General features: G+C 68.3%; 21 protein-coding genes. 11 read left to right on the top strand and 10 right to left on the bottom strand.

The genetic code is table 11. The features are described 5' to 3' along the window. The gene (locus OHA70_RS32165) at positions 1 to 1026 is read right to left on the bottom strand and encodes a hypothetical protein (RefSeq protein ID WP_328324014.1); all 1026 of its coding nucleotides are present in this window, start codon (positions 1024 to 1026) and stop codon (positions 1 to 3) included. Between the two features lie 120 nt (positions 1027 to 1146). On the opposite strand from OHA70_RS32165, the gene pgsA reads away from it, so the two are divergent. Genes pgsA through OHA70_RS32150 form a run of 3 tightly spaced genes read left to right on the top strand, consistent with a single transcriptional unit; the run spans position 1147 to position 3859 of the window. Next, the gene (gene pgsA, locus OHA70_RS32160) at positions 1147 to 1890 is read left to right on the top strand and encodes a phosphatidylinositol phosphate synthase (RefSeq protein WP_328324012.1); all 744 of its coding nucleotides are present in this window, start codon (positions 1147 to 1149) and stop codon (positions 1888 to 1890) included. Between the two features lie 3 nt (positions 1891 to 1893). Beyond that, positions 1894 to 2760, top strand: a complete 867-nt coding sequence (locus tag OHA70_RS32155; RefSeq protein ID WP_328324010.1) for a phosphatidylinositol mannoside acyltransferase — start codon at positions 1894 to 1896, stop codon at positions 2758 to 2760. A 1-nt stretch (position 2761) separates the two neighbouring features. After that, entirely contained in the window at positions 2762 to 3859 is a 1098-nt protein-coding gene (locus OHA70_RS32150; RefSeq protein WP_328324008.1) for a glycosyltransferase family 4 protein, read from the top strand. 17 nt (positions 3860 to 3876) lie between these two features. Here the strand turns inward: OHA70_RS32150 and OHA70_RS32145 are convergent, their stop codons facing one another. Further along, positions 3877 to 4281 (bottom strand): HIT family protein, encoded by a 405-nt coding sequence (locus OHA70_RS32145; RefSeq protein WP_328324006.1) that lies wholly within the window; start codon positions 4279 to 4281, stop codon positions 3877 to 3879. A 48-nt stretch (positions 4282 to 4329) separates the two neighbouring features. Between OHA70_RS32145 and OHA70_RS32140 the strand changes: the two genes are divergently transcribed. Genes OHA70_RS32140 through OHA70_RS32130 form a run of 3 tightly spaced genes read left to right on the top strand, consistent with a single transcriptional unit; the run spans position 4330 to position 6892 of the window. After that, on the top strand, positions 4330 to 4779 hold the full coding sequence (locus OHA70_RS32140) for a hypothetical protein (RefSeq protein ID WP_328324004.1): 450 nt from the start codon (positions 4330 to 4332) through the stop codon (positions 4777 to 4779). Continuing rightward, positions 4776 to 5651, top strand: coding sequence for a tetratricopeptide repeat protein (locus OHA70_RS32135; RefSeq protein ID WP_328324002.1), 876 nt, complete (start codon positions 4776 to 4778; stop codon positions 5649 to 5651). The genes OHA70_RS32140 and OHA70_RS32135 overlap by 4 nt, the downstream gene beginning before the upstream one ends. Further along, positions 5648 to 6892, top strand: coding sequence for an AAA family ATPase (locus OHA70_RS32130; RefSeq protein WP_328324000.1), 1245 nt, complete (start codon positions 5648 to 5650; stop codon positions 6890 to 6892). The genes OHA70_RS32135 and OHA70_RS32130 overlap by 4 nt, the downstream gene beginning before the upstream one ends. A 21-nt stretch (positions 6893 to 6913) precedes the next feature. Here OHA70_RS32130 and OHA70_RS32125 read toward each other — a convergent pair whose 3' ends face one another. Continuing rightward, positions 6914 to 9052, bottom strand: coding sequence for an elongation factor G-like protein EF-G2 (locus OHA70_RS32125; protein ID WP_328323998.1), 2139 nt, complete (start codon positions 9050 to 9052; stop codon positions 6914 to 6916). 215 nt (positions 9053 to 9267) lie between these two features. Further along, positions 9268 to 10371: a hypothetical protein gene (locus tag OHA70_RS32120; protein ID WP_328323996.1), complete on the bottom strand. Its 1104-nt coding sequence runs from the start codon at positions 10369 to 10371 to the stop codon at positions 9268 to 9270. A gap of 149 nt (positions 10372 to 10520) precedes the next feature. On the opposite strand from OHA70_RS32120, the gene OHA70_RS32115 reads away from it, so the two are divergent. After that, positions 10521 to 11786: a tyrosine-type recombinase/integrase gene (locus tag OHA70_RS32115; protein ID WP_328323994.1), complete on the top strand. Its 1266-nt coding sequence runs from the start codon at positions 10521 to 10523 to the stop codon at positions 11784 to 11786. Between the two features lie 29 nt (positions 11787 to 11815). Then, positions 11816 to 13711, top strand: a complete 1896-nt coding sequence (locus tag OHA70_RS32110) for a DUF2207 domain-containing protein (protein WP_328323992.1) — start codon at positions 11816 to 11818, stop codon at positions 13709 to 13711. Between the two features lie 60 nt (positions 13712 to 13771). Here the strand turns inward: OHA70_RS32110 and OHA70_RS32105 are convergent, their stop codons facing one another. From OHA70_RS32105 to OHA70_RS32090, 4 genes are all read right to left on the bottom strand, one after another. Beyond that, positions 13772 to 14299, bottom strand: a complete 528-nt coding sequence (locus tag OHA70_RS32105) for a ferritin (protein ID WP_328323990.1) — start codon at positions 14297 to 14299, stop codon at positions 13772 to 13774. A 74-nt stretch (positions 14300 to 14373) separates the two neighbouring features. Beyond that, on the bottom strand, positions 14374 to 14796 hold the full coding sequence (locus OHA70_RS32100) for a hypothetical protein (RefSeq protein WP_328323988.1): 423 nt from the start codon (positions 14794 to 14796) through the stop codon (positions 14374 to 14376). A gap of 18 nt (positions 14797 to 14814) precedes the next feature. After that, entirely contained in the window at positions 14815 to 16725 is a 1911-nt protein-coding gene (locus OHA70_RS32095) for a DUF2264 domain-containing protein (RefSeq protein WP_328323986.1), read from the bottom strand. Continuing rightward, positions 16722 to 17813 (bottom strand): hydroxyacid dehydrogenase, encoded by a 1092-nt coding sequence (locus OHA70_RS32090; protein ID WP_328323984.1) that lies wholly within the window; start codon positions 17811 to 17813, stop codon positions 16722 to 16724. Before OHA70_RS32090 ends, OHA70_RS32095 begins: the two co-directional genes overlap by 4 nt. A gap of 215 nt (positions 17814 to 18028) precedes the next feature. On the opposite strand from OHA70_RS32090, the gene OHA70_RS32085 reads away from it, so the two are divergent. Then, complete coding sequence (locus OHA70_RS32085; protein ID WP_328323983.1) at positions 18029 to 18943, top strand: proteasome assembly chaperone family protein; 915 nt, start codon at positions 18029 to 18031, stop codon at positions 18941 to 18943. A gap of 50 nt (positions 18944 to 18993) precedes the next feature. On the opposite strand, the gene OHA70_RS32080 is transcribed toward OHA70_RS32085, so the two are convergent. Further along, complete coding sequence (locus OHA70_RS32080; RefSeq protein WP_328323981.1) at positions 18994 to 19452, bottom strand: DoxX family protein; 459 nt, start codon at positions 19450 to 19452, stop codon at positions 18994 to 18996. Positions 19453 to 19607: 155 nt separating this feature from the next. Between OHA70_RS32080 and OHA70_RS32075 the strand changes: the two genes are divergently transcribed. Together OHA70_RS32075 and thrS are read left to right on the top strand one after the other, a co-directional pair. Then, a complete protein-coding gene (locus tag OHA70_RS32075; RefSeq protein ID WP_328323979.1) occupies positions 19608 to 20456 on the top strand; it encodes an acyl-CoA thioesterase in 849 nt (282 codons plus the stop codon). Positions 20457 to 20626: 170 nt separating this feature from the next. Further along, positions 20627 to 21889, top strand: coding sequence for a threonine--tRNA ligase (gene thrS / locus OHA70_RS32070; protein ID WP_328323977.1), 1263 nt, complete (start codon positions 20627 to 20629; stop codon positions 21887 to 21889). On the opposite strand, the gene OHA70_RS32065 is transcribed toward thrS, so the two are convergent. After that, positions 21864 to 22721 (bottom strand): MaoC family dehydratase, encoded by an 858-nt coding sequence (locus OHA70_RS32065; protein WP_328323974.1) that lies wholly within the window; start codon positions 22719 to 22721, stop codon positions 21864 to 21866. The two genes, thrS and OHA70_RS32065, sit on opposite strands and share 26 nt — an antisense overlap. Between the last annotated feature and the right edge of the window lies 1 nt (position 22722).

Genomic DNA, 22722 nt, shown 5'->3' with positions numbered 1-22722 from the left:
CTAGCGGATGAAGAGCGGGAGCAGGGGGCCGACGACGCCGAGGAGGGTGTCGAGGGGGACCTCGCGGGGTGGGTTGGTGAGGCCGCTGACGCGGACGACGCGGCGGCCTTGGCGGAAGACGAGTTCCCCCTGGTCTGGGAGGTAGTAGCCGGGCTTGCCGATCGGCGCGAACCGCGGTGGTGGGGTGCGGACCGCTTCGGGGATCGTGTCGGCGTGGAAGGACTCGACGATCGAGAAGGTCGCGTCGAAGCTGCCCCAGATGCAGGTCAGCGCGCCGTTCACCCGGTAGTCGCGCCGGAGCTGAACGTGCGTACCAATGAACCGCTCCGCCTCCGGAGTCGACAGCTGACACGCTGAGTCCGTCTGCCGCGCAGTACGAAGGAGCCTCGGTACTACGGCACGCGCCGCCCGACTGATCGCGACCGCCTTCACCCGATCGATCCCACTCGGATACCGACCGATCCCGCCCGTCGAAAGCACCCGCACCGCACGGTTGTCGACCGGGAAGACGACCCGCGACGGGCTGATCCGCGCGTCGGGCCCGAGCTCGGGGAGCAACTCCAGCGTCCCGGACCCGGCGGCCAGTCGGTCGATGGAGTCCGGCTGCTTCTCTAGCGCGGTAATCCCGACGGTCACCGAACGCCCGTCCAGCAGCAACGTGCACAGGTCGAGCGCCGGCAACCCACCGTCATTCCAGGAGAACGGCTTGCCGGTCACGGTCACCCTGAGCTCCTTGCTCAGCGGCCAAGCGACCGCAGTACACACATTCACGCCCGCCTCACCAGACGTCCCATCCAGCCCCTCTGCCTGCGGAGGCGCGATGACTGTCGGTACCACCGGTGGCGGCGCCGGGGTCACCGGCAGCCCCTCGTTCGCCCGCCGAGCCACCCCACACCCCACCACCAACCCGAGCACCACCCACCCCAAAACCACCCGCCGAAGGCGGGGACCTGCCGTGGGTTGCTGTGTGGTGGACGCCCGCTTGCCGGTGCGAAGGCGCGCGGCAGAGAGCCGGGGCTCGGTCATCGGGACCTCCCGTCGGAGGTGGGCGTGAGCCCATGGTGCGCCTCCGGGCGGGCTCACGGAAGGTTATCCGGGGTGGCGCGTCACAGGACGGCGACCGGACTGGACTACGATCGCGTCGCCATGCTTAACAGATTCCGGCAGTTCTGGACCAAGGTGATCTCACCGATCGCCAACCTCCTGCTCAGGCTCGGCGTGAGCGCTGATGCCGTCACGCTGGTCGGTACCATCGGCGTCTGCGCCGGTGCGCTGATCTTCTTCCCGCGCGGCCACATCTGGCTGGGCGCGGTCGTGATCACTTGTTTCGTCTTCTCCGATCTGATCGACGGCTACATGGCCCGCACCTCGGGTACGTCGTCGAAGTGGGGTTCCTACCTGGACTCCACGCTGGACCGGCTGGGCGACGGCGCCATCTTCGGTGGGCTGGTGCTGTACTACGCGGGCAGCGCCGGGCACACCCCGTGGATGGCCGGCGTCACGCTCTGGGCGCTGGTGATGGGCGCGACCACGTCGTACGCGCGGGCGAAGGCCGAGAGCCTCGGCCTGCACGCCAGCGGCGGCCTGGCCGAACGCTCGGACCGGCTGGTCTCGGTGCTGGTCATCGGCTTCTTCTCCGACGTCTTGAACCTCCCCATCCTCCTCAAGATCGTCCTCTGCGCCCTAGCCGTCGCCAGCACCATCACAGTCGTCCAGCGCACCCTCTCAGTCCGCAAACAGGTCCTCTCCGACCCCGCCAACGCAGGCCTCGGCGCACCACCGGCCAGTACTACGCCGGCCGCTGACCCGACGGATGGGGTGGCACCGAGCGACCTCGGGCTGGGTGGACCGGATGGTGGCGCGCCCGGCACGCCACCGACCTCTTCCTGACCAGTGGAAGGGTTGCGGCAGCGGGCCGTTGATCTGGCGTTCGCGGTGGCGTGGGCGTTGGTGCGGCGCTTGCCGGAGTCTGTTGTCTCGGCGGTCTTCCGGCGGGTGGCGGACTTCGTCGTACGCCGGAACGGCCGCGGCGTCCAGCGCCTGCGGTCCAACCTCGCCGTAGTCCGGCCGGACGCGACACCGGCCGAGCTGGACGCGCTGACCCAGGCGGGGATGCGGTCCTATCTCAGGTACTGGCAGGAAGCGTTCCGGCTCCCCGAGTGGGATGACGAGCGGATCGTCGGCCGGGTCCGCACGGTCAACGAGAAGTTCCTCCGCGACGCCCACGACGCAGGCAAGGGCGTCATCTGCGCCCTCCCGCACCTGGCCAACTACGACCACGCGGGCGCCTGGGCGGGCCGGACCGGTATGCCCGTGTCAACCGTCGCCGAGCGCCTCCGCCCCGAGTCCTTGTTCGACCGCTTCGTCGCGTACCGCGCCAAGCTCGGCATGGAGGTGCTTCCGCTCACCGGAAGCGATGAGCACGTGTTCGGAGTACTGGCAGAGCGCCTGCGGTCAGGCGGCTTCGTCTGCCTGGTCGCCGACCGGGACCTGTCCGAGCGCGGCGTACCGGTGAAGTTCTTCGACCACCAATCACGGATGCCCGCCGGCCCCGCCGCACTCAGCGTCCGCACCGGCGCCCCGCTGATCCCCGCGACCCTGCACTACGACGGCCCCGAGCTAGTGATCACCTTCCACGACCCGATCGACCGCACCGGCGGCCCCGCGCAAATGACCCAGCGCTGCGCCGACGCCTTCGCGATCGGCATCGCCGAACACCCGCAGGACTGGCACATGCTGCAGCGAATCTTCTTGGACTGAGATGAAGATCGGCTTGGTCTGTCCGTACTCGCTCGGTACGCCGGGTGGGGTGCAGAACCATGTCCGCGACCTGGCCGAAGCGTTGCTTGCCCTCGGCCACGAAGTCTCGGTGCTCGCGCCTGTCGACGACGACAACGGCCCGCCCTATGTCGTATCGGCCGGGCATGCCGTCGGGGTGCCGTACAACGGCTCGATCGCCCGCGTGACCTTCGGACCCCGTACCGCCGCACGCGTCAGGAACTGGCTGACCGAGGGCGCATTCGACGTCGTCCATGTGCACGAGCCGACAACGCCGAGCGCCTCGATCATCGCGCTCTGGGCCGGCGACGGTCCGTTCGTGGCGACCTTCCATACCTGGCAAGTGCGCTCGCGGGCGATGAGCGCCGCGGCTGGGCTGCTGAGGCCGGCCCTGGAGAAGCTCGACGCGAGGATCGCAGTCTCCGAGAACGCCCGCTCGATGATGGTGCAACACATCGGCGGCGAGGCTGTCGTGATCCCGAACGGGCTCTTCACGAACCGGTTCGCCGGCCGGATCCGTCCCGAGTGGCAAGGCGCTCACGGCACGATCAGCTTCCTCGGCCGGATGGACGAACCACGCAAGGGCCTCGGCGTACTGATGGCAGCCGTACCGCGGTTGGTGGCGAAGCGCCCGCAGGTGAAGGTACTGGTCGCCGGCACCGGTCAAGCCGATGAGGCCCGCCGTTCGCTGCCGGAGCACTGTCGAGAGAACGTGCTCTTCCTCGGCGCGATCGACGACGTAGAACGAGCCGACATGCTGGCCGGTTCCGACGTGTACGTCGCTCCGCACCTCGGTGGCGAGAGCTTCGGCATCGTGTTGCTGGAGGCGATGGCGGCGGGCGCTCCCGTTCTCGCCAGCGATCTGGCCGCGTTCCGGCAGGTACTCGACGGCGGCCGGCTGGGCGAGCTGTTCGAGCCGGGCAACTCGGATGCGCTCGCCACCCAGGCTGCCCGGCTGCTGGCCTCGCCGGATGAATGCGAGAAGCTACGGATGGCCGGCAAGGCCGCAGTACCGGCGTACGACTGGGGTGTTCTGGTGGACGACCTCGTCGCCGTCTACGAGCTGGTCGCCAGGCGCTAGCGCAACGTCGTCAGGCGTTAGCGCAAGGAGGTCGCAGTCGCCGCGATGGCGTCGAAGTCGCCGGGCGTCGGGTGCCAGGGGAGTTGCAGCGGGTCGTCCTTGTACCGCGGAATGACGTGCAGGTGAGTGTGGAACACGGACTGCCACGCATCGGCCCCGATGCAGCTGAGCAGGTTGGCGCCGTCGGCATCCAGCCGATCGATCACGCGACTGACCAAGGACTGCGCGAGCAGCGTGGCAGCGGTGAGGTCCTCGGGAGCGGCCTCGCGCAGATCGGTCGAGTGTTCGCGCGGGATGACGAGCAGGTGGCCGCGGGTCGCGGGGTTGATGTCCATGAAGGCGATCGCGCGGTCGTTCTCGGCGACCTGCTGGGACGGGATGGTGCCGGCCACGATCCCGCAGAAAAGACAGTTCTCGGTCATCGCCCCAGGCTAAACTGCGCGCGAACCGCCATCCTCTGAGGGAGTCCCATGTCCGACGAGTTGCTGCGCCCGACCATCGGCGCCGACGTCGACGTGACCGTGCGCCCCTGGCGGTTGATGTCGCAGGCCTACGTGGCGTTCTTCGGCGGGGTCATCGCGGTCACCGTGATCGCCTGGCTGAACGCGCGGCGGCTCGGCGTACCGGCTCGTGGACGGTGGCTGATCCTCGGCTCCGGGCTGGCCGGGTTCGTGGTTGTAGCAGTCGTGTTGGATTTGCTCACGGGTGAGGTGACGGTCGCGTCGGGGACGCGGGTGGTGATACGGGTGATCGCCGTACTGACCTGCCTGGCGCAGTTGCGGATCCAGCAGCCGATGGACCGGGCGTTCCAGTTGCGCGGCGCGGAGTACAAGTCGCTGTGGTGGCCGGGGCTTGCCGCGGTGATCGGCGGCGGTGTGCTCGAGGTCGGCCTCCTGATGCTGCTGGAGGCGGCGCTGTGAACGAGCCGACCGAGGCCAGGCTCCAGATGGCCGGCCACTGGCTGCAGATCGGCCACCCCGAGCGGACTCTCGACGAGCTCCAAGGGCTGTGGGGTGACGCGGCGATCGACTACCGAGCCTTCCTGTTCCGCGGCGCCGCGCTGCACACGCTCGACCGCAACACCGAGGCCATCTCCGTACTACGTGACGGCCTGTCCCACTATGGACAGTCCACCCCGATGCTCCACCTGCTCGGCTCAGCGTTGCGGTCGGAGGGTCAGCTGCAGGAGGCCGAATCGGTCTATCTGCAAGGCCTCAGCCTTGACCCGAACGAGCCCGACCTCCTCCTCGGCTACGCGATCGTCTGCCTGGCGGCGGGCCAGACAGAGAAGGCATCTGCTCTGGTCGAACGCGCAGCATCCTTCGCTCCGGAGAGCGCAGCCGTGTCATCGGCTCGGGCGCAGGTCGCCTTCGCCCAGGGCCGGCACAAGGACATGCGGCGGCACAGCCAGGAAGCGCTCTCTGTCGATCCCGAGGATCCAGGCGCGCAGGCACTGCACGGTACGGCGTCCATGCTCACCGGCGACCCGAGATCGGGATACCGCTCTCTCGCCTCAGCCGCCGCGAACAACCCGGCCGATGGCGATCTGCGCGGAGCGGCACGGGAAGCCAAACTCATCAACCATCCGCTCCTGCGCCCGCTGCGTCCCTTCCAGCGGTTCAATCCGCTGGTGGTCTGGATCGGCGCGGTCGCGATCATCTACGGCCTCCGGTACGCCGGGTTCGGGCTGCTCGCGACGGTCGCGGCGATCGGCTGGTTCGCCTTCTGCATCTACTCATGGGTCGCGCCGCCGTTGGTACGCCGCCTGATCAACCGGAAGTGGGGTTCATGACGGACGACCGGATCTCCGCGCTGCGCAAGGCGGTCGAGGCCAGCCCGGACGACGTGCTGCTGCGCCTCATCCTCGCCGAGACGCTGGTGGCCGCGGACGAGACCGAGCCGGCGCTCGACCAGTACGTCGTGCTGCTCGATCAGCACGGACTGCCCGTGGACCAGCTGGTGCCGGTTGGCGAGCTCGCCGCAGCCAACGGACGGCTCGCCTTGCTCAGGAGCTGCCTCGAAGCGGCCCGGCAGGCTGGTGTGGTCGAAGGGACCGGGCGGCTACAGCAACTTGCCGACGAGATGATCTCCGAGCGCAGCGGCGTACGGGTGAAGGTCGGTCCTGAGGACGAGGCTGTTGTCGAGAGTGAGACGGTCAAGGAGACCACGACTTTCGACCAGGTCGGCGGGATGGACGAGATCAAGCGGATCATCCACCGGATGGTGATCCTGCCGCTGAGCCGGCCCGAGCTGTACTCGAAGTACGGGCGCAGGTCGGGCGGTGGCGTGATGCTCTACGGGCCGCCCGGGTGCGGCAAGACGCTGCTCGCGCGGGCGACCGCGGGGGAGTGTGGGCTGCCGTTCGTCAACGTCCGGATCGAGGACGTGATGGACCCGTACCTCGGGGTGTCCGAGCGCAATCTGCATGCCGCCTTCGAGCGGGCGCGGGCGAATGCGCCGTGTGTGTTGTTCCTGGACGAGCTGGATGCGCTGGCGTTCGCGCGGCACAAGCACGGCGGGTCGGAGTCGCGGCGGCTGGTCGACGTACTGCTGCAGGAGCTGGACGCGATCGGCTCCGAGAACGAGGGCTTGCTGGTACTCGCCGCCACGAACGCGCCCTGGGATGTGGACGAGGCGATGCTGCGGCCGGGGCGGTTCGACCGGGTGATTTTCGTACCACCGCCAGATGAGCCGGCTCGCGCTGACATCCTCTCGGTGGTGCTGAAGGACGTACCGACGGCCGGGGTGGATCTGAAGTCGCTCGCCGGCCAGACGCCGATGTTCAGCGGCGCCGATCTGCGCGCGCTGGTCGAACGCGGGGTGGATCGGGTGATCGACGAGGCGCTGACCAGTGGGGGCGAGCCGCCGTTGTCCATGCAGCACCTCTCGGCGGCCCTCACGACGGTGAAGCCGTCGACGCTCGACTGGCTGCATCGGGTCCGCTCGTACATCGAGTTCGCGAACCAGTCCGAGCGCTACGACGACGTCGCGGAGTACCTGCGTACGAAGGACATCCGCCGCCGCCTCAGCTGACGGTGGACTTCAGCCGTCGCCTCAGCTGACCGTGGACTTCACCCGGGCGGCCGCTGAGTCGGGCATGGCTTCGTACCGGGCGAAGGTGCGGGTGAAGGATGCGGCGCCGTGGGAGAGCGAGCGCAGGTCGATGGCGTACCGGGTGATCTCGACCTGCGGGACCTCGGCCTTGACCAACGTGCGGCTTTCCCCGACGCGTTCGGTGCCGAGCAGACGGCCGCGACGGCCGGACAGGTCACTCATCACGGCGCCGACCAGGTCATCGGGCGTCAGTACGGAGACCAGATCGACCGGCTCCAGCAGGTTCACCTTGGTCGCGGTCGCCGCCTCGCGCAGTGCCAGCCCGCCGGCCATCTGGAACGCCATGTCGGACGAGTCGACGCTGTGCGCCTTGCCGTCGAGCAGCGTCACCCGGATGTTGACCATCGGATACCCGGCGCCGACACCCCTCTCCATCTGCGCCCGGATGCCCTTCTCCACACTCGGGATGAACTGCCGCGGTACCGCACCGCCAACCACCTTGTCGACGAACTCGAACTCCTGCCCCTCGGGCAGCGGCTCGACCTCGATGTGGCAGACGGCGTACTGCCCATGCCCACCCGATTGCTTGACGTGGCGCCCGTGCCCCTTGGCCTTGCCGCCGAAGGTTTCCCGCAACGGCACCCGCAGCTCGACGGTGTCCACGGTGACGCCGTACCGGTTGGCGAGCGCGTCGAGGACGACGTCCGAGTGCGCTTCACCCATGCACCACAAGACGATCTGATGCGTCTCCGGGTTCTGCTCGATCCGCAGTGTCGGGTCCTCAGCGGCCAGTCGCGCCAACCCGACCGACAGCTTGTCCTCGTCGGTCTTCGCATGTGCTTGTACTGCGATCGGCAGCAGCGGCTCGGGCATCGTCCACGGCTTGAGGAGCGCCGGGTCCGCCTTGTCGGAGAGCGTGTCCCCGGTCTCCGCCCTGGTGAGCCGGCCGATCGCGCAGAGATCTCCCGCGACCACCGTGGTGGCCGGTCGTTGCTGACGGCCGAGCGGGAACGAGAGCGTGCCGATGCGCTCGTCCTCGTCGTGGTCCGCGTGGCTGTTCGCGTCGCCGAAGAAGGACGTGAAATGGCCCGACACGTGAACCGTCGTGTCGGGCCTGATGGTGCCGGAGAACACCCGCACCAGGCTGACCCTGCCGACGTACGGATCCGACGTCGTCTTCACCACCTCGGCCAGCAACGGCCCGTCCGGATCGCAGGCGACCTGCTTGCGCGGTACGCCGTGCGGCGTGAACACCTCGGGCAGCGGGTGTTCGAGCGGCGATGGGAACCCACTCGTCGCGATCTCGAGCAGCTCCATCGTGCCGACGCCGGTGCCGCTGCAGACCGGGATGACGGGGAAGAACGACCCGCGGGCAACCGCTCTCTCGAGATCCTCGATCAGGACGTCCTGGCCGATCTGCTCGCCCTCGAGATAGCGCTCCATCAGCGACTCGTCCTCGGACTCCTCGATGATGCCTTCGATCAGCGTGCCGCGGAGTTCCTCGACCTGATCGCTGTACTGCGGATCCGGGTCATGCGTCGTGCGCTTGCCGCCGGCGTACTCGTACTGTGTCTGCGACAGCAGGCCGACGAGCCCGTTGGTCGTTGGCAGGTAGAGGGGGAGAACCTTGTCCCCGAAGGCGGTCTGGGCCGCGGAGAGCGCGTTCTCGTAGTTCGCCCGGGCGTGATCGAGTTTGGTGATCACGACGGCGCGCGGCATGCCGACCTGGTCGCACTCCTGCCACAGCGCCTTGGTCGGCTCGTCGATCCCCTCGTTGGCCGGGAGCACGAAGAGAGCGCAGTCTGCGGCGCGGAGTCCGGCCCGGAGTTCTCCTACGAAGTCGGCGTACCCAGGGGTGTCGATCAGGTTGACCTTCACGCCGTTGTGGGGGAGCGGGGCGAGCGCGAGCCCCACCGACCGCTGCTGCCGGATCTCGGCGTCGTCGCAGTCGCAGACCGTCGTACCGTCGACGACGGTGCCCGGTCTGTTCAGCACTCCGGAGGCAACCAGCAAGGCCTCGATCAGAGTGGTTTTGCCGGCACCCGACGGCCCGACGAGCACCACGTTACGGATGGCGGCCGGGCTGTCCGCGACCGGAGCAGCACCACCGCCCTGGGAAGCATTCGCCTTGTCTGCCATGACGTTTCCTCCTGGTTCACCCACCATTCCCCCAACCGCCCACCGAGCACAAGCCCCCACCACCCCACCCACCACCACAACCCCACCACTTGGCGCCTACTCGGCTCCCAACCTCTCGGCTCACCGGGGTGGCAGGGCGACTTTGTGCTCAGCGTGAGCAGTCGAGGCGGGGTGGATTTACTCACGTGGAGCACAAAGTGGTGGCGTGCGGGTGGTCAGGTGGGGACGGATGTGGTGGGGGGTGTGGGTGCTAGGGCGGTGAGCATTGCCTGGAGGTCTTCGGGATGGAGGCGGGGCGCCGGCCGCTCGGCGAACTCCGTGCGAAGCCGCGCGAGCTCGGCGGCAGTCTCCGTGGCCGTTCGTCTGAAGTGGCTGAGCTCGGCGTCTGTCTGAGCGGACAGTTCTCGCAGGTGGGTGGCCTTGGCTTCGGCGCCCGCCAGAGCAGCTCGGAGGTCGACTGCGGTGGCTTCCGCTTGAGCAGCCGCCTGACGGTCAGCCTCCTGCTGGGAAGTGAGCTCTTCCCGGACAAGCTCCAACTCGGCTCGGCGTTCTTGTTCGCCGCGGAGAGCGGTGTCTCGCTCCAAGGCCGTCCGTTCGAGCGCTGCCGCCAGCTCGAGGCGATCCCGCTCGCCGTCATGCAACTCCTGCTGCCTGGTGGCCAGTACTGCGTTCGCGGTCTCCGTCTGGCGGACAGCGTGGTCCTTGGCTTGTACAGCATTCTCCAGCGCCTGTACGAGGTCTTCCCGCGCCTGTACTGCGCTGTCTCGGGCGGCGATCGCGTCTTGCGCCTGCTGGCGTGCTGCGCCGAGAGCCTCCGTGGCTTCAAGCGCCTGGCGTGCTGCTGCGCCGGCTCGGTCTACCGCCTCGGTGCGCTCCTTGGCGGCTCTCTCCGCGGCGGCTACTGCCTGGCGGGTGCGGTGCTCGGCAGCCTCACGGGCTTCCTCGGCGGCTAGCCGGGCTCGCTCTGCCTCCGCTACCTGGGCGTGGGCTGTCTCCACGGAGGCGACTGCGGCGGCCTCTACCTCGTCCAGGCGGGTGGTCACCGCTGCTAGCGCCGCCGTCAGTGCGTCTACTGGCTCGCGGATTGTCTCCAAGTGGTCGCGGAGTCGCTCAGCGTCTAGACGGAAGGTGTTGCTGCCCGCGTCCAGGCCGAGTGCTCCCAGGGCTTCTCTTTCGGCTCTAGCCATCTGGGCGCAGGTCCGGCCGCCGTCCCAACGGGTATCCCGGCAGAAACTCCGCGGCCTTCCACCCTGCATCCCCGGCGCCGGCAACTCCGCCCGGCACTTGCTGTAACCGCAGCGTCCAGTGTCCTCACTCATGGTCGTGAGCGTAGAGGTTAGGAGATATAAAACCGGGAAACCGGTTCGGCGTTTCCAAAACCAAACCATCAGCCAACGAAACCAATGTTTTGTTGGTACGTCCGGCGAGCCGTCCGAGCTGGACTGGGTTGGCGGGTGAAGATCGGCAAATGCCCACAGATTTGGACGCTTTGGTGGTCCTGGAGACGCTCAGAGCAGTGCCCGCCACAGCAGAACCGGTCGAGGACTGGCCAGGCGTCGAAGACCCGGCGGAACTGCAGGCGCAGATAGCCGACTGGCTGACCCAATACGCCAACCCGGGCACCCGCAAGACCTACGCCTACGCCCTGGGCCTGCCGGTGGCTTGGGTGGATGCCGTGACCGGCCCCGTCGGGCAAGGTGCAACCACTGGAGGGCCGGCCAGCGCTGACGGCCGCCGATCGACTGCCGCCGAAACCAGCGGTCTCGGCGGGGCGGGCACGCCTCCGCCCGTGGGAAGGGTTGGGGTACTGCATCACCTGGCGTGGTTCAGGTGGTGTGCGGGGCGGGGGATGGATCCGCGGGCAGCCACTGGTGGGGATGTGAAGGCTTGGTTGCATCAGTTGGATGCGGCTGGGGCTGAGAAGCGGACTCGGCAGCGGATGTTGTCTACGTTGTCGGCGTTCTACGGGCACCTGACCGAGGCAGGCGTGGTACCGGCTAATCCGGCGGCGTTGAATCGGGCGCGGCTTGGGCTGGGGAGCACTGCTCGCGACGCGTCACCGACGATCAGGCTGACAGCGGGCCAGCTGAGGGCGCTTCTAGACGCGGCTGCCGAGCTACCCAACCGCACCCGGCACAGGGACCTCTATGCGCGCCGAGCAGTTGCAGTAGTCGGCCTGCTGACGCTGGGGCTTCGGGTGTCCGAGTTGGTTGGCCTGGATCGGGACAGTCTGGTCCTGTCCGGGGGAGAGCCCATGCTGCGAGTCCTCGGCAAGGGCGGGCTCCATCGCGAGGTCTACCTGACCGACCTCGCCGCGACGGCTCTCACCGACTACCTGGCCGAGCGCGACCGCACCAGCGACGCAGCCACGCCAGCCCTCCGAGGCAGGACCAGCGCCAACCGCGCCCCGATGATCGCAACCAGGGGCGGCGGCCGCTGCTCCCGCTTCGACATCAATGCGCTGCTGCGGCGGATCGCAGTACAGGCTGGTCCCGCGCTGGCTGAGGTAGCCGACCGCATCCATCCCCACGCGCTCAGGCACGCCTACGTCACCATCGCCCTCGAGCAAGACGCCCGCATCCAGCACGTCCAGGCAGACGTCGGCCACGCCACCATCGCCACCACCCAGTACTACGACCGCGGCCGCCGCACCCGAGACACCACGGCCGCCGACCTAGTAGCCGCCGCCATCCAGGCCGCCGGCACCGACACACCGGCCAGTCGCGAGGGCTGACGGACCCTTGCCGTCGGTACTGTCGCCGCATGCGTAGGGGATTCTTCACAGCGGTCGCCGCAGCCTTTTCCGGCCTAGTCCTGGCGGGTTTCGCCAGCGCCGCACCAGCGATGGCCGGCCCGACGGACTTCGGTGACGTCGTGACGAAGATGCAGATCGAGTACACCGTCAAGGCGGATGGCGTGCTGGGGGTGAAGGAGACGATCGACTACAGCTTCGGCAGTACCGGCCGGCACGGCATCTACCGCAACCTGATCACCCGCGAGGTCTGGGCCGACGACAAGTCGAAGGACCAGAAGTACGAGGTCTCCGGCATCGAGGTCAGCAGCCCCAGTGGCGCGCCGGCAGACTTCACCAAGGAGACGACGAAGTCGAACAGTCAGCGCGACGAGAGCATCCAGATCAAGATCGGCGACGCGAACCGGACCGTCTCCGGCACCAAGGCGACCTACGTCATTCAGTACGACGTACGCGGCGCCCTGCGGCACTTCTCCGACCACAGCGAGCTCTACTGGGATGCGACCGGCAACGGCTGGGACGCAGTCCTGAACAACGTCACCGTCAAGGTCAGCGTCCCCGCGCCCGGTGTGCAGCAAGTGAAGTGCATCGCCGGCCCGCCGGACGTGGCATGCAGCCAGGCGACGGTCGTGAGTGGCGAAGCGGTGTTCCAGCAGGCAACGCTGAACCGGAAGCAGCAGCTCACCATCGTCGCCGGCATCAAGGCCGGGGTGGTCAGCAACGACACACCGATCGTGGTCGACCCGCCGAGCCTGCTCGAGCGCGCCGGTCTGACCGTTCCCAGCCTGATCGGCTCGGGCGCCGTCTCTCTCGCCGCGATCGCCGGCGCCGTGCTGTACAGCAAGAACGGCAACAAGGACCAGCGCTTCGCCGGGATGCCGCCAGGCAGCTTCCCACCGGACGGTATGGTCGCGCCGCCGGTCAAGGACGACCTGAACGATAGTCAGCTCCCGGTCGCGTTCTCACCGCCGAGGATCCCGGTCGCCGAGGGCGGGCTGCTGATCGACGCCAAGGCGAACACCACCGAGACAGCTGCGACCCTCATCGACCTCGCGGTCCGCGGCGGGATCCGGATCGACAACACCGGCAATGAGCAGAAGGCCGTCCTGCTGAACCCCGCCGTCGCAACGGCCCCGCACGAGCAGTTCCTGATGCAGGGTCTGTTCCCCGGCCTGCAACCAGGTGCGGAGATCGTGCTGGAGCGCCGCCCGACCGGTGACACCTCGATGCGGCAGGCGCACGACGCGATGATCGCCCAGCTACGCCAGCAGATCAAACAACGCAACTGGTACGTCCGGATGCCACGCGCCGGCGGCGGCTCGGCCGTCTCGGGCGGCGCGCGAGTCGCCTGCCTGGGCATCATCGGCACGTGGGTCTTTGGCGGGCTGATCGGCGGTACGGCGATTGGTGCGGCTACCGGCGGTCTGGGGCGGGCCCTCACGTACGGGATCCCCGCCCTGGCCGTGCTGATCGCGATCGGCATCTGGTTCGGAGTTCGGGGCCGGGGGCAACGAAATGCGGCCGGCCGGGCGGTGACCGACCAGCTGGTGGGCTTCCGGACCTACCTCGCGACGGCCGAGGCGGACCAGCTGAAGTTCGAAGAAGGCGAAGACATCTTCAGCAAGTACTTGCCCTGGGCCATCGCTTTCGAACTGGCCGACCGCTGGCAGCGCGTCTGCGCCCAGCTCGTCGCGGCCGGCCGGATCACCCCGGATCCCTACTGGTACACGGGCCCGTCCTACTACAGCTCAGGTTTCGCGGCCGGCAACATCAGCCAGACCGTGGCCAGCACGTTCGACCCGCCGCCTGCTCCCGCGGGAAGCGGTGGAGGCGGCGGCAGCTCCTCCGGCTTCAGCGGCGGCTCCTCCGGTGGCGGTGGAGGCGGCGGTGGCGGAGGCTCCTGGTAGTACCGGGGGTTCGGCTGGGCCGCCGCGCCCATGGCGGCGGCCCTGAGCACGGGGAAAAAACTAGACAGCGCCGCCGGCGGCCTTGGGGGCGGTCGGGTCGGAGCCTTCGTTGCCGACGAGTTCGCGGGCGAGGAAGTCCTCGAGGTGGAAGAGGTTGTCGCCGGCCCGCTTCGCGACGTTGACCAGGGTGGTCATCGCGGAGACCTCCTCGACCTGCTCCTTGAGGAACCACTGCATGAACTGCTCGCCGACGTAGTCGCTGTCGTCGCGTGCGGTCCGGGCCAGCGTCTCGATCTGCTTGGTGACCGTGATCTCCTGCTGCAGCGCGAGTTCCAGCGGCTCCAGCGCGGACTTGAACTCGTTCACGACCTCGCCGACGCCGGGGATGTTCGGCCGGATGTCCTTGTCCAGCAGGTACTGGACCATCATCATCGCGTGGTTGCGCTCTTCCAGCGACTGCTTGTAGAAGTGCGTCGCGAGCTGCGGGAGGTCCTGGTCGTCGAACCAGACGGCCACCGCCGTGTACTGGTGGGACGCCGTGAATTCGTTCCTGATCTGCTCTTGAAGAAGTTTCTCGTACGTGCTCATGCAGGCCAATGTAGTGCTCGCCAACCAAAATCTCACCGTTGGCGAGGCTGGCCTAACGGCGTGTCAGATTCGGGTCAGGTAAGGCTTGCCACATGCGAGCGGATCGCAGGAAGGTTGCCCAGCGGGGCGAAGTAGCCCGCGATCCCGTGGTCGAAGGTGATCGCCGCGATCCCTTGCTGCAACCACACCGGCGCCTGCGCGACCGCGTCGTCGGGCGTCAGCGCGAGCACCAGTACCTCGGCGTCGGCCGGGCTCAACCCGTTCTCGATCGCGAAGCCCCGCGCCCGTTGCGCCGAGGTGAACGCCATCAGGAACGGCTGGTCCTGATGCACTCCGACAAAGGGCTGCGGGTTCTCCGGCTCACCGCGCTGGACGAACCACCAGCGCTCCAGCCCGAAGGTTGCCGCCCACAACTTTTCCTGGTTCGCCGTGCTGGGGTCGGCCGCGACCGCCGCCGACAACGCGTCGGTGGGTGCGGGTTCGATCGTCTCCGTCATGATCCCTACGGTACGAGGTCAGCGGTTCCCGAGGCGCACTATTTCGGTGTCGTCGCCGGGCAGTGTGAGAGTGATCTCGTGTCCGTCGACGGCCACGGCGATGCCTTCGGCAAGGGCCTCGGGCCGGATCGCGTCACGGGTCAGCAACACCGCGTGCACAAGAACCAACGGTGAGCCGGTGTGATTCGCGGTCAGGTACGGCGTGGTCGAGTGCGGCCCGAACGGGTTCGCCCCCAGATCGCGGTGCACCCCGGCCTCGTCGTACCCGTGCAGGTCGACCACGGCCGCCATCAGCCCGTCCGAGTTCCGCGCCGACGCCCACGCCGGCCCCTCGCCGACTGTTGCTGTGGGCAAGGAATCCCCGGCAATCGCATACCCGCCGCTCCGGACCAGTACGCCGGCAGGCCCGTCAACCAGTGAGCAACGGATCTCCCAGCCGCCGTGCACCACCGACGCGGTCTCGATCGCCCACGGCCCGTCGTTGCCGAGCCACGCGTTGTTCCAGGACGCCGCCGATCGTTCGCCGACTCCCAGCCGCCGGATCCGCCCGCGATAGCTCGACTTGCCGCGCTGGTCGACGAGCGAGGTGAGGTTGTCCACCCGTTGCAACAGGGCCGCATCGGAGATCTCCGGCCCAGCATGGTTCGCGTAGGCCAAGCGGTCGTAGTGCGGGTCAGCGGCAGGCTCGACGCCATCAGGTTCAGCAGGGGGAGCATGATCGGCGCCGTGGTTGATCAGCTTGACCACCTGGTCGTGCCGGCTCGCGTGCACCAACCATCCAGGCGCAGGCATCGCCCGTACCTGGTCAGCCTCGTCCAGCGGCACCGTCTCCTCGGGGTCCGACCACACCGGGTGCTCCGGCGGCAGCAGTAGCCCGATGAAGCCCTTGGAGGCCCAGTACGGCGACCCAGGTCCGGAGTACGACTGCGTAGTCGGCAGGAATGTGTCGTACCAGCCCAACGTCAGCAGTCCCCGCTCATCCGGTACGCCGTGCTGCACAAAGTGCCGCGCAATTCCCGAACACAACCGCCGCGTCTGCCCGGGGCTGAGCGGCGTCGCGTCGAGGATCTGACCCATCCAGTACGGCGTGGCGGACGCCATCCGGTACGTCAGCGACCGCCCCTGGTAGACCGGCGCGCCATCGTTCCCGACCAGATGGACCGCGTCCTCCAGGAACAGTGCGAGCCGCTCCCGGTATACCTTCAGCCGATTCTCGTACTGCGCTCCCGGGGTCGCCGCCGCCATCCGGGCCCAGATCCCCGGGTAGAGGTGCATCGCCCAGCCGATGTAGTTGTCGAAGTTCTGTCCGTCGCCATCGGAGTACCAGCCGTCGCCGACGTACCAGTCCTCGATCCGGTCCAGCCCGCCCTCGATGTCTTCCTTCGAGTACGGCGCGCCCACGGAGGCGAGGAACTGCTCGCTGACGACCTGGAACAGCCGCCAGTTGTTGTCGTGCGTAGTCGAGCCGATGAAGCCGCCGAGCCACTCCGCGACGTGCTCCTGCGCCCGCGTGTCCAGCCGGTCCCAGATCCATTCGCGGGACTCGTGCAGCGCGACGGCGATCGCGGCCGCCTCGACCATCTGTTGCGAGCGAGGCGTGAGCCGCAGCCACGCCTCGGGGTGGTCCGGGTTCGCGCCATTGGTGACGCCGCGCGCGTACCGCTCGATCAGCTTCTCGCAGCCCTCGCCGCGAACACCGGCGATCCGGAAGGCGGCGAGCATGAACGACCGGGCGAACCCCTCCAGTTCGTCGGACGCAGTACCGGACCGGCTCGGTCGACCGGGCAGGACGACACGGGCGTTGCCGGGGGAGAAGTACGGGACGAGCGAATCGAGCAGGTGATCGGCGAGTGCCTCCCAGTGGGCACGGACCCAGCCGGTCTGGCGCGAGAGCACGCGGTCGGTGTCCGGCAGCATGAGGCGGCTCATGCGATCCTCCCGAGTTCGGTGGAACTGATGACGTGCTTCAGCGGCGTACCGGCGGCGAAGCGTTCCAGCTCGCTGACGGCGAGCTCACCTAGTCGAGCGACCTCGTTGCCGACCGCGCCGGCCAGATGCGGGGTGAGGAAGACGTTCGGCAGGTCGAGCAGCGGTGAATTCGGCGGCAGCGGCTCCGGATCGGTGACGTCGAGGACCGCGTCGATCCGGCCCGCGACACACTCCCGCTCGAGCGCCGCGGCGTCGACGATGCGTCCGCGAGCGGTGTTGATGAGCACCGAGCCGTCCTTCAACAGCCCGAGCAGACGAGCGTCGACCAGCCCGACCGTCTCGGGCAGCAGCGGCGCGTGCACGCTCAAGATGTCGCTGCGACTGAAGAGGTCGTCCAGCTCGACCAGCTCCGCGCCGAGCTCCGCAGCCTCAGCTGCTGTCAGGTACGGGTCGCTGATCAGTACTTCGAGATCGAAGGCGCGCAGCCGCTCCGCCACCATCCGTCCGATCCGCGAGGCGCCGAGGAGCCCGACTGTGCTGCCGTAGCTGCCGGGCACTGCGCCCGGGTCCGGCCGCTGCTTGCTCAGCTTGTACTCCGCTCCGAGGCGGAACGCGCGTTTGCCGCTCAGCACGATCGTCGCCACGGTGAACTCTGCTACCGGCAGCGCGTTGGCCACGACTGCCGAGGTGACCTGGATGCCGCGCTCGAAGGTGGCCGGGTCGACGAACCCCTTGACCGAGCCGGCCGCGTGGATGATCGCCTTGAGCTTCGGCGCCGCCGCGAGCACGTCAGGCGTGATCGCCGGACAGCCCCACCCGGTGAGCAGCACGTCTACGTCGGCGAGGGCCGCGCGGATGGCCGGATCGTCAAGGAAGGCGTTGCCAGAGCGGGCGGCGTTGCCGGGGCTGATCGAGAGGACCTCTGCTACCCGCTCCAGCCGCTCGCGGACGGCGGGGACCAGCACCCGCGCTCGGCTGGACTCGTTCATCGCGAGCATGACCGTCGGCCGGCCGGTGACGGCAGCGGTCGGGGCGGCTTCAGGGGACGGCGAGTGGCCGGCCGGGGCCGGTTCGGATTCGGTGCGCACAGGAGCACGCTAGCAAGCGCTTTCCCGGAATGCTCGCCGACGGGCATGTCTGACCACTTTTGGACAGCTCGACGCAGCGGGGTGAGCGCGGACCGGAGTACGGAGTGAGAAAGATCCCAGCAGGCGGAATTACCGCCCGGCGCGCGGACGTTATTGAGGGAGAAGGCAGGATAGAGGGGCCGACCGCCCTGAAGGCCACTAAGAAGGAGACGACGATGCTGCGACCGGACGACCTCTACGAGATCGTCGACGAGTCGGTGGCGACCGGCCCGGCGGCTACGCCGAAAGTGCTGGTGCATTCGCTCGACGGCTTCATGGACGCGGGCCAGGCCGGGCGGGCGACCGCCGACCACCTGCTCGAGGTGCTCGACAACCGGTTGCTCGCGCGGTTCGACGTCGACCTGCTGCACGACTACCGGGCCCGCCGTCCCGAGGTGACGTTCGCCGAGGACCGGTTCATCGACTACACCCCGCCGCAGCTGTCGCTGCACCTGATGAAGGACGACGCGGGCGTCGAGTTCCTGCTGCTGGAGGGCGTCGAGCCCGACAACCACTGGAACCGCTTCGCCGGCGCGGTCCGCCAGCTGATCGAGAAGTACAACGTGACGCTGACGATCGGCATGCACGGCATCCCGATGGGCGTCCCGCACACCCGTCCGCTCGGCCTGACCTCCCACGCGACGCGGCCTGAGCTGGTCACCCGCTCGAACATCTGGGACGGCGAGATGCGCCTGCCGGCGAGCGCCGCGACGATGCTGCAGGTCCGCCTGGGTGAGGCCGGCAAGGACGCGATGGGCTTCGCGGTCCACGTGCCGCACTACCTGGCCGAGAACCGCTTCCCGGGCGCAGCGCTGGCCCTGGTCCACGCCATCTCGGCTGCGACCGGCCTGCTGCTCCCTAGCAAGGCCCTGCTCGACGAGGCTGCAGTGACCGGCCGCCTGGTCGACGAGCAGGTAGAGGCCTCCGAGGACGCGTCCTCGGTGGTTAACGCCCTCGAAACCCAGTACGACGCCGCCGCCGGCTCAGTGAGCCGCGGCAGCCTCCTCGCCGGCTCCACACCGTCCGCCGACGAGCTAGGCGCCGAGGTCGAGCAGTTCCTCGCCGAGCTCAACCGCGAGGACGACAACTAAGTACCACGTAGAAGAGCCCCCACCGAACTGGTGGGGGCTCTTGCCTGCGTTCAGGCCGAGACGGTCGCGCGTCCTGCAGTGCTGCGCGTGAGCGTGTTGTCGACGCTGAAGCGCCCGGCGCCGACAACCGCCAGGGCCAGCGAGAAGAGGCCCAGTACGACGACCAGCTCCCAGCCGCCGTCGGCGACGAAGACTCCGTTCGACATGTGGACGAAGAGGAACGCGCCGGCCATGTCGAGCGCCAGCAGGACGCCGGCCACCGTGGTGAGGACGCCCAGGACGAGCGCTGCGCCGCCGATGAGTTCGACCGCGGCCGCGTAGTACGCCGAAAGCGTGGGGGCGGGGACGCCCATCTGCTCGAAGGCGGCTGCCGTGCCGTCGAGGCCGTTGGTGCGGAACTTCTGCCAGCCGTGGGCGATGAAGACGACGCCGAGGCCGACGCGGGCGATCAGCAGCACGAGGTCGCGCGATGCGTGGACGGGCCGGGTCAGCGTGCGGAGGGGGCTCACAGCTACTCCTGTCAGTCGTGCGTTTGATGATTGAACGTTCACCAATCTACCGGGAGCGACCGAAAGATCACCGAAAACAACGGGGTGAGCGGCGACACATGAGCGCCGCGGAGCCGGGCGGCCCGGAGTACCGGCCGAAGCTGTCAGGATGAGACATGCCCGAGTCTCTGGAGGATCTGGTCGAACTGCTCGACCTGGAGAAGATCGACGCCGACCTGTTCCGGGGCCGGCAGCCGCAGACGAGTGCCCAGCGGGTGTTCGGTGGGCAGGTGCTCGGCCAGGCGCTCGCCGCCGCCAGCCGCACGGTCGGCGAGGATCGGATCGTGCACTCGCTGCACGGGTACTTCCTGCGCCCGGGTGATACCTCCGTACCGATCGAGTACCACCCGGAGCTGATCCGCGACGGGCGCTCGTTCAGCAGCCGGCGGGTGGTCGCGTCGCAGCGCGGCAAGACGATCTTCTACATGTCGGCGTCGTTCCAGGTGCCCGAGCCTGGGCTGGATCACGCCGACAAGATGCCGGGCGACCTGGTACCACCAGACGAGGCGCCAACGCTGGCGTCGGTCTTCGAGGCGGCCAGCGGACGCAAGGCAGAGGACTGGAACAAGGAGTGGGCGGCGCTCGACGTCCGGCTGGCCGGGGTCACCGGGCGGCAGTTCTGGATCAAGGCCTCGGGCAAGCTTGCCGACGATCACGCCTTGCATGCTTGCGTTCTGGCCTACGCGAGCGACCTGACGTTGCTCGGGGCAAGTTTGTTGCCGCACGGCATCATCATCGGCGACCGGCGGATCCAGCCGGCCTCGATCGACCATGCGCTGTGGTTCCACCGGCCGTTCCGTGCGGACGAGTGGCTGCTGTACGACCAGGCGTCGCCGTCCGCGTCGGGGGCCCGCGGGTTCGCCACCGGGCGGCTGTTCAGTCAGGACGGGCGGCTGGTCGCGTCGGTCGCGCAGGAGGGGCTGATCCGGCCGATCGGGCTGGAATTGGACGACGACGAAGCTTGAGACATCTGCTAGCGTTGGTGACATGAATCAGCGCGCAGTGGTGACGACGACGCCGAGGTACGTCCCGGCGCGCTGACAGCTGACTGTCGATTTTCGAAGCCCCGGGGCGAGTGCCCCGGGCCTTCGCCATGTGGACACTCGCCTCACTCATCACTGAGGAGTGCAGCACCATGAACAACGTCGCGAAGTACGACCACCGCAAGCTCGGCCGCGAGCTCGGCCTGTTCGACTCGGACCCGCTGATCGGCGCCGGCCTGCCGTACTGGCTGCCCGCCGGTGCCGCGATCCGGCAGGCGTTGGAGCGGTACATCGCCGACGTGGAGCGAAGAGCGGGCTATCAGCAGGTCTACTCACCTGTACTCGGCAAGCGCGAGCTCTACGAGATCTCCGGCCACTGGTCGAAGTACAGCGAGGACATGTACCCGCCGATGTCCATCGGCGGCGAGGAGGTCGTCCTGCGACCCAGCCTGTGCCCGCATCACGCGCTGATGTTCCGATCGCGGGCGCACAGCTATCGCGAGTTGCCTCTGCGGATGGCCGAGCTTGGTGGGCAGTACCGCTCTGAGCTGTCCGGCGTACTGGGCGGGCTGACCAGAGTCCGCGCGATGCAGCTGAACGACGGGCACATCTTCTGCATGCTCGAGCAGGTCGCCGACGAGGCGTTGGCAGCGCTCGAACTGATCAAGCAGGCACACCGCGATCTCGGGATCAGCGCGTCGGGCTATGTGCTCTCGCTTCCCGCTGCTGACGCTCGGTTTGGCGATCCGTCGAGCAAGTACGTCGGCTCAGCCGAGAGCTGGGCGGTGGCGGCTGATCTGCTGCGTGACGTGTTGGAGAAGGCGGGGGTGGAGTACTCCGAGGAGCCGGGGGAGGCGGCGTTCTACGGGCCGAAGATCGACATCCAGATTCTCGATTCGGCCGGGCGCGAGTCGACCCTTTCGACCATTCAAGTTGATTTCCACCAGCCGGAGGCGTTCGGGCTGGAGTACATCGGTGCTGACGGCAACAAGCATCGGCCGGTGATGGTGCATCGGGCGATCGTGGGCAGCATCGAGAGGGCGGTGGCGCATTTGATCGAGGTGCATGGCGGCGCGTTCCCGGCTTGGCTTGCGCCGGTGCAACTCGTAGTACTGCCGATCTCGGACGATGAGGAGAAGGCTGCCGAGCAGGTTGCGCGGCGGGCGCGGGATCGCGGTCTCCGAGTGGAGATCGCGCATGCCGACGAGGGGTCGCTGGGTGCGCGGATCCGGGAGAATCGGCTGGCGCCGTACCAGGCTGTCATCGGTGCGCGCGAGGCGGCGGACGGCGCGATCGCCCTCCGCCTGCGCGACGGTGAGAAGTTGCCTGCAGCACCGATCGGGCAGTCTCTGGATGAGATCGCCCTCGCCTGCGACCCGCTTCGACGGGTCAGCGAGGTTGAAGCTGACCGATGAGGTGAGTGACCGACTGGTCGTCGTTGTAGATGGCGAAGTCGACCGCGTCGCCCTTGCGGCTGTGGGCGAAGGTGACACGAGAGGGGAGCAGGAGCGGTTTGCGGAAGTCGACGCGGACCGTGTAGGCGTCGGGGAGCCCGCCGGATCGCTGGACGGAGGCCAGGGAAGCAGCCTTGGCCCACATGCCGTGCGCGATCTGGCGGGGGAACCCGAAGGCCTGTGCCGACAGCTTGAACAGGTGGATCGGATTGCGGTCGCCGGACGCGGCGGCGTACCGGCGGCCGAGGTTCGCCCTGAGATCCCACACGGCGGTCGGCGCCAAGCCGGGCTCGGGGAGAAGGTCGGCGTGGGACGACGGGGTGCCGGACGAGCGGCTCAGCAGCGTGGTCGTGTCGGTCCAGACGACCTCTTCGTCCACGCTGACCGAGCTGAGGATCTCGAAGACCGTGCCCTTGGGATGCGGCCGCTCGGGGCCGCTGTGCACGGTGATCGCGAACTCGGCGTGCATCGGCAGCGGCTTGAGCTGGGTGATCGTGTTGCTGAGGTGGACGATGCCCATCGGCTTGTACGGAAACGACGGATCCGACATCAGATCCAGATGCAGCGGGAACGCCAGGACGTGCGGGTACGTGACCGGCAGCGCAGGTCCTGCTGAGAACCCGGTCACCTCCCGGTACGCCGTCAGGTGGTCCTGGTCGACTGTTGCCCGCGGCAACTCCAGGGTCAGCCCGTCGAGGTCCGGCTCGTACTCCGCTTTGCGCAGCGTCGCCTTGACCGTGCGGGCGTAGAGCGATCCGAGGCCCGGCGAATCGTCGTACCGGCGAGTGGGCATC

The sequence above is a fragment of the Kribbella sp. NBC_00382 genome, from assembly GCF_036067295.1.
Taxonomy (GTDB): domain Bacteria; phylum Actinomycetota; class Actinomycetes; order Propionibacteriales; family Kribbellaceae; genus Kribbella.
This window is presented reverse-complemented; position numbering and strand designations above follow the sequence as displayed.